General features: G+C 67.6%; 15 protein-coding genes. 6 read left to right on the plus strand and 9 right to left on the minus strand.

Features of this window, described 5'->3' with window-relative positions; translation table 11 throughout:
* The first annotated feature begins 132 nt into the window (after window positions 1-132).
* From AC1Q87_RS16515 to AC1Q87_RS16525, 3 genes are all read left to right on the plus strand, one after another.
* On the plus strand, window positions 133-1,791 hold the full coding sequence (locus AC1Q87_RS16515) for a choline dehydrogenase (protein WP_492610002.1): 1,659 nt from the start codon (window positions 133-135) through the stop codon (window positions 1,789-1,791).
* 74 nt (window positions 1,792-1,865) lie between these two features.
* A complete protein-coding gene (locus AC1Q87_RS16520; RefSeq protein WP_492610003.1) occupies window positions 1,866-2,819 on the plus strand; it encodes an aldo/keto reductase in 954 nt (317 codons plus the stop codon).
* A 31-nt stretch (window positions 2,820-2,850) separates the two neighbouring features.
* Entirely contained in the window at window positions 2,851-3,444 is a 594-nt protein-coding gene (locus AC1Q87_RS16525) for a TetR/AcrR family transcriptional regulator (RefSeq protein WP_183773767.1), read from the plus strand.
* Window positions 3,445-3,448: 4 nt separating this feature from the next.
* Here AC1Q87_RS16525 and AC1Q87_RS16530 read toward each other — a convergent pair whose 3' ends face one another.
* Entirely contained in the window at window positions 3,449-3,994 is a 546-nt protein-coding gene (locus AC1Q87_RS16530) for a PAS domain-containing protein (RefSeq protein WP_492610004.1), read from the minus strand.
* Window positions 3,995-4,182: 188 nt separating this feature from the next.
* Between AC1Q87_RS16530 and AC1Q87_RS16535 the strand changes: the two genes are divergently transcribed.
* A complete protein-coding gene (locus AC1Q87_RS16535) occupies window positions 4,183-5,046 on the plus strand; it encodes a hypothetical protein (protein WP_492610005.1) in 864 nt (287 codons plus the stop codon).
* Here AC1Q87_RS16535 and AC1Q87_RS16540 read toward each other — a convergent pair.
* The 6 genes from AC1Q87_RS16540 to hfaA all read right to left on the minus strand — a co-directional run bounded on the left by AC1Q87_RS16540 (window position 5,043) and on the right by hfaA (window position 11,542).
* Complete coding sequence (locus tag AC1Q87_RS16540) at window positions 5,043-5,309, minus strand: hypothetical protein (RefSeq protein WP_492610006.1); 267 nt, start codon at window positions 5,307-5,309, stop codon at window positions 5,043-5,045. The genes AC1Q87_RS16535 and AC1Q87_RS16540 overlap by 4 nt on opposite strands.
* 11 nt (window positions 5,310-5,320) lie before the next feature.
* Window positions 5,321-5,767, minus strand: coding sequence for a hypothetical protein (locus tag AC1Q87_RS16545; protein WP_492610007.1), 447 nt, complete (start codon window positions 5,765-5,767; stop codon window positions 5,321-5,323).
* 205 nt (window positions 5,768-5,972) lie between these two features.
* Complete coding sequence (locus AC1Q87_RS16550; protein WP_492610008.1) at window positions 5,973-8,852, minus strand: M16 family metallopeptidase; 2,880 nt, start codon at window positions 8,850-8,852, stop codon at window positions 5,973-5,975.
* 90 nt (window positions 8,853-8,942) lie between these two features.
* Window positions 8,943-10,178 (minus strand): holdfast anchor protein HfaD, encoded by a 1,236-nt coding sequence (gene hfaD, locus AC1Q87_RS16555; RefSeq protein ID WP_492610009.1) that lies wholly within the window; start codon window positions 10,176-10,178, stop codon window positions 8,943-8,945.
* On the minus strand, window positions 10,108-11,097 hold the full coding sequence (gene hfaB, locus AC1Q87_RS16560; RefSeq protein WP_492610010.1) for a holdfast anchoring protein HfaB: 990 nt from the start codon (window positions 11,095-11,097) through the stop codon (window positions 10,108-10,110). Before hfaB ends, hfaD begins: the two co-directional genes overlap by 71 nt.
* A gap of 7 nt (window positions 11,098-11,104) precedes the next feature.
* Window positions 11,105-11,542 (minus strand): holdfast anchoring protein HfaA, encoded by a 438-nt coding sequence (gene hfaA / locus AC1Q87_RS16565; protein WP_492610011.1) that lies wholly within the window; start codon window positions 11,540-11,542, stop codon window positions 11,105-11,107.
* Window positions 11,543-11,709: 167 nt separating this feature from the next.
* Here hfaA and AC1Q87_RS16570 point away from each other — a divergent pair, with 167 nt between their 5' ends.
* Window positions 11,710-12,345, plus strand: coding sequence for a rhomboid family intramembrane serine protease (locus AC1Q87_RS16570; RefSeq protein WP_492610012.1), 636 nt, complete (start codon window positions 11,710-11,712; stop codon window positions 12,343-12,345).
* A gap of 74 nt (window positions 12,346-12,419) precedes the next feature.
* Window positions 12,420-12,848 carry a CBS domain-containing protein gene (locus tag AC1Q87_RS16575; RefSeq protein ID WP_492610013.1) on the plus strand — a complete coding sequence of 143 codons (429 nt, stop codon included), beginning with the start codon at window positions 12,420-12,422 and terminating at the stop codon, window positions 12,846-12,848.
* Window positions 12,849-12,859: 11 nt separating this feature from the next.
* Here AC1Q87_RS16575 and AC1Q87_RS16580 read toward each other — a convergent pair whose 3' ends face one another.
* Both AC1Q87_RS16580 and AC1Q87_RS16585 read right to left on the minus strand, forming a co-directional pair.
* Window positions 12,860-13,297, minus strand: coding sequence for an RrF2 family transcriptional regulator (locus AC1Q87_RS16580; RefSeq protein WP_436060666.1), 438 nt, complete (start codon window positions 13,295-13,297; stop codon window positions 12,860-12,862).
* 233 nt (window positions 13,298-13,530) lie between these two features.
* On the minus strand, window positions 13,531-13,859 hold a 329-nt coding region (locus tag AC1Q87_RS16585), incomplete at its 5' end, for a hypothetical protein (protein ID WP_492610014.1).

Consider the following 13,859-nt stretch of genomic DNA (forward strand, 5'->3'; position numbering starts at 1 on the left):
GGCAGATTCCTGACGGGAGGCGGCTGAAAACCTGCCGTTGCGGCGCCCAAAAACAGGGTTCTGCGGCACTTGTCTCTCGTCCGGGCTTCGGCCAGTGTGCGGCTAACTTAACAGTGTTTAGGGACGGAACACATGGATCGCTTCGACTACGTCATCATTGGCGCGGGGTCCGCTGGATGCGTGCTCGCCAACCGGCTGACGGAGGATCCTCAGGTCAAGGTGCTGCTGCTGGAAGCGGGCGGCAAGGACAACTCGATCCTGGTCAAGATGCCGGCCGGCGTCGGGGCGCTGATCGGCAAGCCGGGGACCTACAACTGGGGTTTCTGGACCGAGGGCGAACCGAACCTCGATGACCGCAAGCTGTGGTGGCCGCGCGGCAAGGGCTGGGGCGGCTCCTCGTCGATCAACGGGATGATCTACATCCGCGGCCACGCCCGCGATTACGACCAGTGGCGCCAGATGGGCCTGCAGGGCTGGTCGTATCGGGACGTGCTGCCCTACTTCAAGCGCTCGGAGAGCCTTGAGGGCGGCGGCGACGCCTGGCACGGCGGCGCGGGCCCGCTGAAGGTCTCCAAGGCCTCGACTCCGAACCCGATCTACTCGGCCACGGTCGAGGCCGGCCGTCAGGCGGGCTTCAAGGTCACCGGCGATTTCAACGGCTTCCAGCAGGAGGGCTGGGGCCCCTACCAGCTGACCATCCATGACGGACAGCGCTGGAGCGCCGCCCGCGGCTACCTGCATCCGGCCCTGTCGCGCTCGAACCTGACCTGCATCACCGGCGCGCGGACCAGCAAGATCGTCATCGAGAGCGGCCGCGCCACCGGGGTCGAGTACATCGACGCCAAGTCGGGCCAGAAACACGTCGTGCATGCCGACAAGGAAGTGCTGCTGTCGGCCGGGGCGGTGCAGTCGCCGCAGATCCTGCAGCTTTCGGGCATTGGCGATCCGGAAGAACTCGGCAAGTTCGGCATCCCGGTGGTGAAGGCGCTGAAGGGCGTCGGCGCCAACCTGCAAGACCACCTGGACGTCTGCATGTCCTGGGAATGCCCGCAGCCGATCACCGCCCACTCGCTGCGCAAGGGTCTGATCAAGACCCTGGCGATCGGCATGAACTACGCCTTCTTCGGCAAGGGCCTGGGCCGCCAGCAGTTTCTGGAATCGGGCGCGTTCCTGAAGTCGCGTCCCGACCTCGACCGCCCGGACCTGCAGATCCACACCGTCGCGGCGATCATGCAGAACCACGGCAACACGGCCGTTCCCAAGGACGGCTTCACCTTCCACGTATGCCAGCTGCGCCCCGAAAGCCGCGGCCGCGTCGGGCTGCGCTCGGCTGATCCGACCGACGATCCGGCGATCTTCGCGAACTACCTGGCCACCGAGGAAGACCGCCGCGCGCTGCGCGAGGGCGTGCGGATGATGCGCAAGGTCGCCGCGCAGTCGGCGCTGGATCCCTATCGCACCGAGGAGCTGTTCCCCGGCAAGGACGTCGAGACCGACGAGCAGATCGACGCCTGGATCCGCAAGCACGCCGAGACGATCTATCACCCGGTCGGCACCTGCAAGATGGGCGCGGACGGCGACGAGATGGCGGTGGTCGACGGCGAACTGAAGGTGCGCGGCATCGAAGGCCTGCGCGTGATCGACGCCTCGGTCATGCCGACCCTGGTCGGCGGCAACACCAACGCGCCCACGATCATGATCGCCGAGAAGATCTCGGACGTGATCCGGGGCCGCGCCGCGCTGCCGGCGGAGGACGCGCCGGTCTACGAGGACGACCAGAAGGCCGCTTAGCGCTATGATTTGGCCCTCTCCGAAAGGAGGGGGCCTTTTTCTTTATATTTTCAATAATTTCATGGGAGGCGACGATGGAACTGCGCAAACTGGGCAAGTCCGATTTGAAGGTCGCGCCGCTGGTGCTCGGCGGCAATGTGTTCGGGTGGACCGCCGATGAGGCTACCTCTTTCAAGCTGCTCGACGCGTTCATCGCCGGCGGCTTCAACATGGTCGACACGGCCGACGTCTATTCGCGCTGGGCCCCGGCCGGCGGAGGCGCGTCCGAGACGGTGATCGGCAAGTGGCTGGCCCAGGGCGGCAAGCGCGACAAGATCGTGCTGGCGACCAAGCTCGGCTCGGAAATGGGCGAGGGGATGAAGGGGCTGTCGGCCAAGTACATGGTCGAAGCGGTGGAAGCCTCGCTCAAGCGCCTGCAGACCGACTACATCGACCTCTACCAATCGCACCGCGACGATCCCGACACCCCGCAGGAAGAAACCGCCGAGGCGTTCGACCGCCTGGTGAAGTCCGGCAAGGTGCGCGCCATCGGGTCGTCGAACTTCACGCCCGAGCGTCTGAAGTCGGCGCTGGAGATCAGCGAAGCCAAGGGCCTGCCGCGCTACAACAGCGAGCAGCCGCTCTATAACCTCTACTCGCGCGACGGCTTCGAGAGCGGCCTGCAGCAGGTCTGCATCGACAACGAAGTCGGGGTGATTCCGTACTACGGCCTCGCCTCCGGCTTCCTGACCGGCAAGTACCGCACCGAGGCGGACCTCTCGAAGAGCCCGCGCGGCCAGGGCGTGAAGCGGATGATGGACGCGCGCGGCATGCGTATCCTCGCCGCCCTGGACGAAGTCTCGGCCGCCCGCACGGCGTCGCAGGCGCAGGTCGCGCTGGCCTGGGTCATGGCCCAGCCCGGCCTGACCGGTCCGATCGCCTCGGCCACCAGCCTGGAGCAGCTGGACGAATTGATGGGATCGGCGCGGCTGACCCTGACGGCCGAGGACCTGGCGACCCTGGACAAGGCGTCGGCCAAGGATTCTTGAAAAAACGACCGATCGTGCTAATGTGCGGCGCATGAAAAAGGGCGCCGCGACACGAGAGGCTATTGTCGGGCGGGCCCTCCAGCAGGCCGTTGCGGTCGGGCTGGAGGGGCTGTCGCTCGGCCCGCTGGCCGACAGCCTGGAGCTGTCGAAGAGCGGCCTGTTCGCTCACTTCCGCTCCAAAGAAGCGCTGCAACTGGCGGTGCTTGAGGAAGCGATCGCGCGGTTCAGCAGCCGCGTTGTCGAACCCAGTCTCGCGATGCCGCGCGGCCGGGCGAGGATGGACGCCCTGCTCAGTCGTTGGTTCGATTGGCTGGAAGGCGAGCCCGACATGCGCGGCTGCATCTTCGCGGTGTCGGCCCAGGAGTACGACGACCGTCCCGGCGCCATCCGCGATCGGCTGGTCGAGTCTCAGCGTGAATGGCACGAGACCCTGGTCCGCGTGGCTGCCGACCTGCCCAAGGCCGGCAAGGCGCCGCCGGACTATTGCCGGCAGATTGTCTTCGAACTGGTCGGGGTCAGCCTGGCGTTCCAGCAGCAGGCGAAGCTGTTCCGCGCCCCCAACGCCCGCGTGCGAGCCGAAGAGGCCGTGTCCCGGATACTGGATGACGCCGGCGAAGCACTTTGAGGCCTCAGGCGACCCAGCGACCGTCGAGGGTCGCCAGTCGCAGCCGGTTGGTTTCTTCGTTGGCCGGGCCCACGCCGTGGACTTCGCGGACGAACAGCTGGCGCAGCGGTTCGTCTCCCAAGGCGGCGACCAGTGAGATCGGCTGATAGAGACCGAGGAAGCGTTCGGGAGAACCGGGCCCACCTGCGATCGGCGCAAACAGTAGTTCCAGTTCAAGCGTAGCGGTGTCGCTGAGCGCATCGATGCGCGCGACGACAGGCTCCGGGCGGCGGCGTCCGGTTTCCAGAGCCGTCTGGATCTCATGGCGGCCGAGCGGGTCGAGCAGCGTCAGGAAGTTGCGGCCGCGCAGGCCGCGCCGATGCAGGTCGGACACGAGACCGCCCGACAGCCGCACCGGATAGACGCCCGAAGCCTCGCGCCCGAGCACGAAGGCCTGCGGCGCCAGCTTGGCGAACTCGGTGGGATCGATATCGGCCCGAACGGGCAGGCCGGCGACGCCGCACTTGCTGCGCCAGTAATCGATCATCTGCTGCGTGTTCGAATGGAACATCTCGACGCCTCCGCGGCGGCCGTCAGCGACCGCATGGGGCTTGCAAGCAAATCCGTGCCAAGTCGCCGCCGTGCCAGAACGAGACGCCGAACCTTGGCGAGGCTCAGAGATTCTTAAGCCGCATAAGCTTTACTGCGTAGATCGGCAGTTGCGCCGCGGCGGCCGGCTGGCCTTTGGAGGGGCCATCCATGAAGACGCGTTCGACCTTGCTGGGCCTGATGCTCGGCTTTGGCCTTCTCTTGCTCGTGGGGCCGCAAAGCGCCTCGGCGCAATGCTGCGCGCCGCCGCCACCGCCGCCGGTATGCTGTAATCCGCCGACGCCGCCGTGCTGCACCCAGCCGCCGCCGCCGCCGCCGCCGACTCCGCCCACGACACCTTGCTGCGGCGACCCCGGTCGTCCGAACATCAACGTCCACGTCTCCAACGTGAACGTTGCGGTGGCCAGCGCCTCGGCCGGCGCCCGGGCGGGAGCTGGCGCCAGCGCAGGCGCGGCCGTTTACTACGGCGGCGGCTACAACGGCGGCTACACCCCGCCGATGGTCACCGGCTCGGTTCAACTCAATGTCGATGCGGGCAGCCGCATCCGCCGCGTGCCCTACGAAGCCAGCCGCATGCGCACGCGTCAGGTCGTGATCCAGGCGGTTTGCATCGACGCGCGCCAGATCCCGCACCCGGCCTCGCAGGTCCGTCCCGACCGCGACATCGCCTCGTCATTCGAGGGCGAGCTCTACCGCTGCATCGCCGGCACCTGGCTGCAGGCGACCATCGCCGACTTCAGCGGCAAGGTCGACTTCAGCGGCGGCAAGACCATGGCCTGCGAAAAGGGCCAGGCGCTCTATCACGGCCGCGACGGCAAGCTGGAATGCCGCCGTCAGACCCCGGCCCGCGACTGCAACGAGCGCTCGCTGCTGCGCCGCTTCGGCGCCGGCGTGAAGGTGCTGACCATCACCGAAATCGAGACCTACACCGCCTATCGCGAAGAAGAAGAGCGCATCGAAACCGTCAGCGGCTCGCTGAGCCTGGACGGCGGCGTCGGCGGCTACATCTACTAGGCCTCTAAGAACTGAAAGCCGCAGCTGAGCGGCGAGGGCGGCGCCACGTGCAGCCGCCCTTTTGATTCCTGGACCGTAAAATCGCCGGCCAAGGCCGCGCGCGCCGCGGCCAGCGAGGCGACGCGGACGCGGACGGCGCGATCGACGTGCTCGCCAAAGGCGTCGCTGAACCGTTGCGGCTCCCAGTATTCGAACGCCGTCAGGTCCAGGACCGCGTCGGCGACCTGCGCCAACGGCCCCGGCTGAGCGCCCGCAAAGATCAACCCGGCCGCCTCTATCGCGGTGTTGGGGTGCGAGAACCATTGCGGCAGGGCGTCGGCGCATGGGTAGGCGTGCTCGATGACCGCCAGCCCCAGCGGTGCGATGCGCTCGCGGATCGAAAGCAGTTTGAACGATTCATGGGCATGCTCGTCCTCCCAGCCGCGGACGAGCCGATAGGCGGAGCCAGCCGCATGTCGCCCAGGCGGGCCGCCGCCGCGTCGAGGTCCGAGGTCAGGAACAGCGTGCCGCCGGGGGCGACCGCGGCGGGCGCTCCAGGCGCGTGCAACAGGTCGAACCAGCCGCGATCCATGAAGACGCAGTGGCTGTCCCAGCGGGCGTCAGGTTGATCGGGCGATGTATAGAAGCCCCGCGGCGAGACCGTGAAGCCAAGGGCGGCGAACGCCTGGGCCAGGGCAGGGAGGTCCGGCCCCTGAAACGCGATGTGATCCAACGGCAGCATGCTCGCCCCTTCGAGGGGCGATCTTGGCGCAACGCGGAGTGCGCGCAAGATCGAGACGACGGGGTCGCTGATACGGGCGATACCCCCCGACTGCCGTTCCAGTCCCGCGACAGCGCCGCGGATTCGCCGGAGGATAGAGCCAGCCCGCCGCCAGCTTGACCATATGACGGTATGCCGCGCTCGGCGCGACGATCGGCGCCGTTCCCTATTTCTTGGCGGGCACGACCTCTAGCATCCACATCGCGTCGTCCTTCAGCACGGCTTGGGCGGCGCGCTGCACGTCGGCGGCGGTAACCCTTTCGGTGCCAGGGATCAGGCCGCGGGTGGCGTCCAGCCGGCGCGGATCGGTTTGCGCGCCGGACAATTCCGACAGCCAGTAGCCGTTGGTCTCGCGGGCCTTCTCGATCTGGTCGATCCGCGGCTTCTTGGCGCGGGCCAGCTCGTCGGCGGTGACGGGTTTGTCGCGCAGGTCGGCGGCGATCTTCTTCACGTCGGCGAAGAAGTTGGGCAGCTTGGCGGGTGGGATCTCGACGCTCGCCGAGACATAACCCCAGCGTGGCCAGACCATGCTGTGGCTGTAGACCACGCTCGGCGAGTAGGTCGCGCCCTGCGCCTCGCGCAGTTCCTCGACGAGGCGGAGCTCGAGAATCTCACCCAGCACGGCGGTGTCGCGCGCCTTCTGCGGGTCGGCGAAGAAGTCGTTGGTGCGCCAGGCGAGGTAGCCGATCGACTGATCGGCGCGGCCCTTGTGGGGCAGGACCACCGGCTGCTGAACGCCGCTGGGGAATCCGACCTCGCGCTGGGCGGCAGGGACCTGCGTTCCCGCGCGGGGCGGCAAGGCGCCCAGAGTGCGGGCCACCGCCTCCGTGGCCTTCTCGACCGTGGTGTCGCCGACGATCACGACCTCGATCGGGCCATCGGCCAGGGCGGGGGCGACCATCTTCTGGAAGTCGTCGAGCTTGGCGTCGGCGATCTGGTCGCGGCTCGGGAAGGCCCAACGCTTGTCGCCGTCGCGCAGTAGCAGCGCCAGATCGCGGCTCAGCACGCCGGAGTCGGTGGACTCGTATTGATCGTTGGCGGTCTGGAATGCGCTCTGCAGTCGCTTGAACGCCTCACCCCTCCAGCCCGGTTCGGCGACATAGGCGGTCAGAACCTGCAGCTGGACGTCCAGGTCCTCGGGACGGGTGGATCCGCTGAGCACGAAGGCGTCGTCGGCGACGCCGAACTGCGCGCCGTAGACGCGGCTGGCCAGCACGCGCTCCATGTCCTCGGCGTTGATCTGCTTCAGGCCGCCCTCGATATACGCTCCGGAGGCCCAGCCCAGGCTCTGGGCGTCCTTGGGCAGGTCGAGCCGGCCGTCGCCGACATTCACCCGCACCAGCACCTCGTCGTCCTTGAAGCGGGTCGGCTTGATGGTCAGCCGCACGCCGTTCTCGAAGCGCACGAACGTGGTGTCGAAGTCCGGTGCATCCTTGGTCTCGACGACCTTCCCGGCGCCGCCGAACGAGGTGTAGGGCCAGGCGACTTCGACGGCGGCCGACGGCTCGGCGACCGCGACCTTGCGCGAGGCCTCCAACTCGGCCAGCACGCTGGCTTCGCCGCCCTCGATCGGACGGGGCGAGGCCATGAACAGCAGCGGACCCTCGCCGGCGAAGCTGGCCTTCAGTGCAGCCGACACCTTGTCGGCCTTCAGATCCTTCACGGTCTCTTCGAACAGCGCCAGGTCCTGGGCCGGATCGGTGACCACTTCGCGCTCGGCCAACGAACCGACGATCTCGCCAGCCAGTTGCGCCGGGGTGCGGGTCGCGGCGCCGGCGGCGTCTGCCTTCAGACTGGCGCGATACTCCGCGATCTCACGGTCCAGCTCGTCCTGGCGGACCCCGTATTGAACGGCGCGCCGCTGCTCCTGTTCGGCGGCGGCCAGCGCCTCGCGCCAGCGGCCCGGTTCGGCGTTGACGATCAGCAGCGTGGCCTCGGCCGCGTTGTACTCGTTGTTCTTGAAGACGCCGGAAGCGAGGAACGGCGGCTGACCGGCGCGGGCCAGTCGCTGCAGGCGCCGGTTGACCACCGAAAAGCCCAGCTGCTCGACAAGATCGGCCTTCCGTTTGGCGAGAGTGTCGGCGGCCAGGTTCGGCTTGCGCATCCAGGCCATTTGCATCGACAGCGGCGCGCCCGCTTCAATGACCAGCTTGGCTTCGGTCTTGCGCGGCTGGAGTTGACCCAGATTCGGAGCCTCGCCAGCCGGACCGGTGGGCGCCCAGTCGCCGAACTTGGCCTTGATCTTGGCCTCCATCGCATCGACGTCGAAGTCGCCGACGGCCACCAGCACCGCCCGCTCGGGGCGATAGTAGCGCTGGTAGAAATCGGTGAACTCGGAGGCCGGAGCGGTTTCCAGCACCTGGACCTGGCCGATCGGATAGCGGGTCGGCGGGCGCTGGCCCTTCAGGAAAAAGTCAAGCCTTTCCTTGTAGATGCGGTAGGGCGGGGTGTCGCGGGCGCGTTCCTCCGACAGCACCACGCCGCGCTCCCGGTCGATGGCGCCCTGGTCAAGCGTCAGGTTCCCGGCCGCCTCGCGCATCAGCATCAGGGCGGTGTCGACGGTCTCGTCGTTCGTGCGCGGAAGGTCGAGCTTGTAGACCGTCTCGTCGAAGTTGGTCGACGCGTTGGTGTCGGCGCCGAAGGCCAGGCCCAATCGCTCGAGGATCTTGATCATCTCGCCTTCGGGCACGGCCTTGGAGCCGTTGAAGGCCATGTGCTCGAGGAAGTGGGCCAGGCCCTGCTGAGCGTCTGTCTCCATCAGCGAGCCGGCGTCCATGCGGAGGCGGATCGCCGCCTGGCCAGCCGGGATCGACTGCTTGCGGATCGCATAGCGCATGCCATTGGGCAGGGCGCCGAAGCGGATGGTCGGGTCGGGCGCGACGTCTGATTTGGCCTGGGCCCACTCACCGGGCTTCAGCGCCGCCGGCGCCGCGTCCGCCGCCGCCGTCTTGTCGCGTCCCAGCTTTGGGAAGGGGAGGCTGGAGGCGTCCACGGGCAGGGACAGGGCGATAGCGAGCACGGAGGCCGCGCCGAAGAGACGTCGCATCAGGTGTTACGGATCCGAGACCAGTGGAGCGGAAACCATGCGCAGGCGAGGATGGCCTTCGCAAGGCGCGGTTGCGGCGCAGAAAGGCGGCTATTGGCCGGAAGGACGGCTGACGTAGTAGGTGGCCGAATTGCCGACGGCATTGGCCACGCCGCGCGCCGATCGGCCGGACGTCACATTGACCACGCTCTGGGCGCCGACGTCGGCGTTGTTGATCTGGTCATTGTTGACGTCGAGCCGGCCCTGGCAGTCAGAACAGGCGTAGCCCATGACCGAGTTGCCGTAAGCGGTGGCGCTGACATTGGCGTCGTAGCCCTCCGTCCCGTCGAACTGAGCCACGGCCTCGATGCCGCCGCCGTCGTTGGACTGCACGGTGTCGAGCAGCAGCTCACCGCCGATGTCGCCGGCCACGATGGCGTTGCCGACGCCGTAGGCCGACGCCGAGGCCGAGCCGTACTGATAGGCTGATGAGGCCGACTGGGCGCGAACATACGCCTGGTTGCTCTGGCGCGCGGTGACGTCGAGCAGATGGCCTTGGTTGACGGTATTGACGTTGTTGCCCGACGCCGTGGCGGTGGTGACCGCGTCCTGAACGTTGGCGAAGGCGGTGAACTGCGCCGCCTGGGTCAGCGGCGCGGCGTTGTTCTGGTCGACGATCATCCGCGCGGCGGAGCCGTTGGCGCCGGACAGGGTGACGTCGTTGGCGGCGGTCGTGGCCGCGAAGCTGGCCGTTCCGGCGACATAGCCATAGATCCCGCCGCCGTCGGTGGTGACGGTCGCCGCGTTGGACTGGCTGGTCCGCACCCCGGCCGACCCGTACTCGAGTCCGAACGCCTGGGCGTTGCCGGCGGCCTGGACCGAACTGGCGATCTCGCCGGTGCTGCCGCCGGGCGCCTCGGTATGGCTGTGGGCGGTGACCGCGTTCGCGCTGGTCGCCTGAGTGTAGACGCCGGTTACGGTCGCGCCGTAGCCGGTGGCCTGGACGAAGTTGCCGGTGGCGGTGGTCGTCAGGCTGGTGGTCGCGCCGGAGTTCGACGCGACGTCCAGCCGGGTGTCGGCTACGACCTGACCCTGCGTCTCCTGGTACGAGCGCATGTCGGCGTCGTAGCGGCTGGCTGCGGCCGAGTAGGCGTTGCCGGTCGCCGTCGACGAACCCTGGGTGTAGTCGCTGACCTCGACCACGTTCAGCGACTGCTGGCTGAACACGTCGCCGAACTGGAGCTGGTTGTTGAGCGCCGCGCTCGGCTGGGTCTGGCTAGTAGCGGCTTGGGATTGCAGAGTCGCGGCGAGCGTTCCAACGAGAAGGATCTTCGCGCGTCTGACCATTGTTGGTGCCCAGGTTGTTGTAGGCGGGAACATAGCCGCCGGTGGCGCCGACCGAACCGATGGCGCCGAGCGGGTCGTAGGCGAGGCAGGCTTCCGGGCCCGGCATGCCGTAAAGATTGGCGGTCATCTCGACCACGGCGCGTTCCACCAGGCTGCGGACCGCCAGCTGCATCGGCTCCAGCGCGCCCGATCCGGCCGAAATGTCGAAGACGTTGCCGTTAAGGAAGTCGAACCAGCCGATCCCGACCTCGCGGCCGATCACCTGCTTCTGGTAGGAGATGACGTCGACCACCTCCAGCGTGCGGGTGTTGATGAGGCGCAGGTCGAGGCCGATGTTCATCACGAACAGGCGGCCGCGGAACGACCCCTTGGGATCCGTCGGGTCGAGGTCGCCGCCGGCGACGTCGATGCCGGCCGAGCGGATGTTGTAGTTCAGTTCGGTGATGCCGCCGGCGACATAGAAGTCGGAGCCGGGGACCTGGCCGGCCAGGATGCGGCGGTACTCGGCCGCCTGGTCCGGCCCCGGGTTCGGCGTGTCCGAGATCAGCTTGTTGTTGGCGTACTTGAGCTCCAGCTCCGAGACCGAGGTGTCGAAGCGTTCGACCAACGGCATGCCCGCCTTGGCGAAGGCCGACATGGCCATCAGCGAGGCGCCTTGGGTGATCTTGCGGCCCGACCCGTCGGATTCCGACTTGCCGGTGTAGTCGGCGATGCGCCCGATGGCGATGCGCGGCGCGACCAGCCCGGTGTTGCGCGCAAAGCCCGCCATGCAGACCAGCGCGTCGGAATAGGGGGTCGGGTTGGGGGTCACCGTCGCCGTGCCGATGGCGCGGGCGTAGTTGCCGCCCGGGCCGGCGATGGGGGTGGCGCAGGCCGACAGCGCGATCGCGGCGATGCTGAGCAGAGCGCCGGCGCGCATGGCGTGACTATTGGCCATCGGGCGCGACGCCTCCGTTCAGGGTGGAGCCGGCCGAGACGTTGCCGTTGTTGGTCTGCGACGAGTTGACGATGACCGTGTTGTAGTTGCCTTGGGTGACGACCACGAGGCTGTTGCCGATCGCGGTGGAGCCGCCGCCTAGCGAGCCGACGCCCGCGTAGGACTCGCCGGCGCCCGAACCGAACGCGAAACTGGATTGGTCCTCGCCGGTCTGGATGATGCCGTCGATGATCACCCGATTGCCGTTCGCATCGCGGGTGGTGACGTTGACCGGATGGTTCTCCGACCCGGCGCGACGGCCGTAGCCGGCGTTGAAGTCGGCGGAATTGGTCGACATCGATTGGGCTTGCGCTGTGGCGACGCCCAGGAGGCTCGCCACGCCGGCGAACGCCAGCCTGCGCAGAGCTGTGAAAGGTGCTGCGGCCATGACCCTTGGGAAGTCCCACCCCGAAAAAGACGACGGCCAGCCGCACATTGCACTCAGACTGGCCGAACTTGAGTGTATCTAGGGGCCAGACCCTCGCGATTTGGTTAAGGCGAGCGGAATAAGGTGAACGCCGGTCTTTTTCTTGGGCCGGGTGCGGAGTGCGGGTTTTGAGCGACGACGAGCGGCAGCCGATCTTCAACGCGCCCTGGCCTGCGGTCGTGGCCACCATGGTCATCGTGCTCGGCTATCTGGTGCAGACGTTCCTGCCGCAGAACTGGCTGCTGGCGAACTTCGCCTTCTCCTCGGCCGCCTTCGAGCAGGGGCGCTGGCCATTGCTGTTCACCGCCATCTTCCTGCATGGCAGCTGGGCGCACGCCTTGATGAACGGCGGCGCGGCGCTGGCGTTCGGCACGCCCGTCGCGCGCTACTTCGGCGCCAGCCCCCGCGGAGCGCTGATCTTCCTGGTCTTTTATCTTCTGTGCGGCGGGCTCGCGAGCCTGGGCTACGGCCTCGTCAATCCCGGCAGCACCACGCTCATGATCGGCGCATCCGGCGCGGTGGCCGGTCTGGTGGGCGCGGCCGCGCGTCTGATCGGGCGCCCGACCCCGGGCCCATTCCTCAGCTCGCCGGTGATCAGCATGACGCTGGGCTGGATCGCGGTGAACCTGATGCTGGCCCTGGTCGGCTTCGCGCCCGGGCTCGGCGGCGCCGGCGTCGCTTGGGAGGCGCACATCTTCGGCTATATCGCCGGGCTGCTGCTGGTCGGCGCGTTCGGCCGCGTGGCGGGCGCCCAGCAAGCTTGACGTTTTCGCGAGAACGTTGATTTCGCTGGCGTCCTGCGCGACGCTTCCCTGACGGTGTTAGGGAGAACGTGCAGATGCTTGTGTCTCAGATCCTCAAGGCCAAGGGCGACCTCGTGTTCACGGTCGGCCCAGCGGAAACCGTCGGTGCGATCTGCGCCCTGCTGCATTCACGCAGGGTCGGTGCGATGGTGGTGCTGGAAGCCGATCGAGTGGTCGGGATCGTATCGGAGCGCGATCTGGTGAGCGCGGTGGCCCGCGAGGGCGCTGGGGCGCTTGATCGGCCGGTGACCAGCGTCATGACCCACGACGTGATCTTCGCAGATCCGAGCGAGACGGTGGATTCCCTGCTCGGCCGCATGACCGACCGGCGCATTCGCCACCTGCCGGTCTGCGTGTCGGACCGCCTGGTCGGCATCGTCTCGATCGGCGATCTCGTGAAGTGGAAGATCTCCGAGGTCGAGGCCGAGGCCGACGGCCTGAAGGCCTACATCGCGACGGGCTGACCGGAGCCCGATCAGATGTGCGCGAACACTTCGGCGCCGGTCGACGCGGCGGCGTCGGCGAGGCTGTAGCCCTCCAGAACTTCAGAGGTCGCGTCGCGCGCCTTGAGCAGGGCTTCGCGCAGGGCGCAGGTAGCCAGGTCCGGGCAGTCCTCGCATTTCCGGAAGGAGAGGCGGCTGACGCACGGGGCGAGCGCCAGCGGCCCGTCGATCACCCGGATCACTTCGGCGAAGCTCACCTCGGCCGCGGGGCGGGCGAGGGTGTAGCCGCCGAACTTGCCGCGGCGGCTGACGACGACGCGGTTGCGCGCGAGCTCCAGAAGAATCGCCTCCAGGAACTTGCGCGGCGCGTCGGCGCGGACCGCGAGTTCTCCGGACGTGACCTGGGCGCCTTCGGCGCGCGCCAATTCCACGAGGGCGCGCAGGGCGTAGCGGGCCTTTTGCGAGAGCATTCTCTTATATGTCTCCTAGTCTCGTCCCTTAGATGCCGACGCGAGGCTTTCTACAAGGTGTGCGAGCGCTACCCGACAATGCCCCACGGCCAAGTTTACGCGGTCTGCGCGGAGTTCTCCCCACCAAGTTCACCGATGCGTCATACACGCTGTTGACTCCCCCGGGGCGGGGGCCTAGACAGCCGCCTCCTCGGACGGGTCGCCGCCGGGACGGACTGAAGAGATCCCTTGGATCACTTGGGTTTGCCGATGGCGAAGCGGTTGAGGAGCGATCCGTTTTCGGATGTTTTCCGGTTCTTCCGGAGGCCTTCGAAAAGAAGCTGAAAAGGCGGGTTGACGAGGACGGGGCGGCCCTCTAGATAGCCGCCTCCCTGGACGGGGACGCCGCCGGGACGAACTTCGGAAGACCTTGGTTTTCTTGAGTTTGCAGGCGTCGGAACGGTTCGGGCGTCGACCATTTTCGAGTGTTTCGGGTTGATCTCGAGGTTCTCGAAAAAGACTGAAAAGTCTGGTTGACGGGAACGGGGCGGTCCCGTAGATAGCCGCCTCCGCCGACCACCGG

It is taken from the genome of Phenylobacterium sp. GW823-FHT02A09, assembly GCF_058797775.1.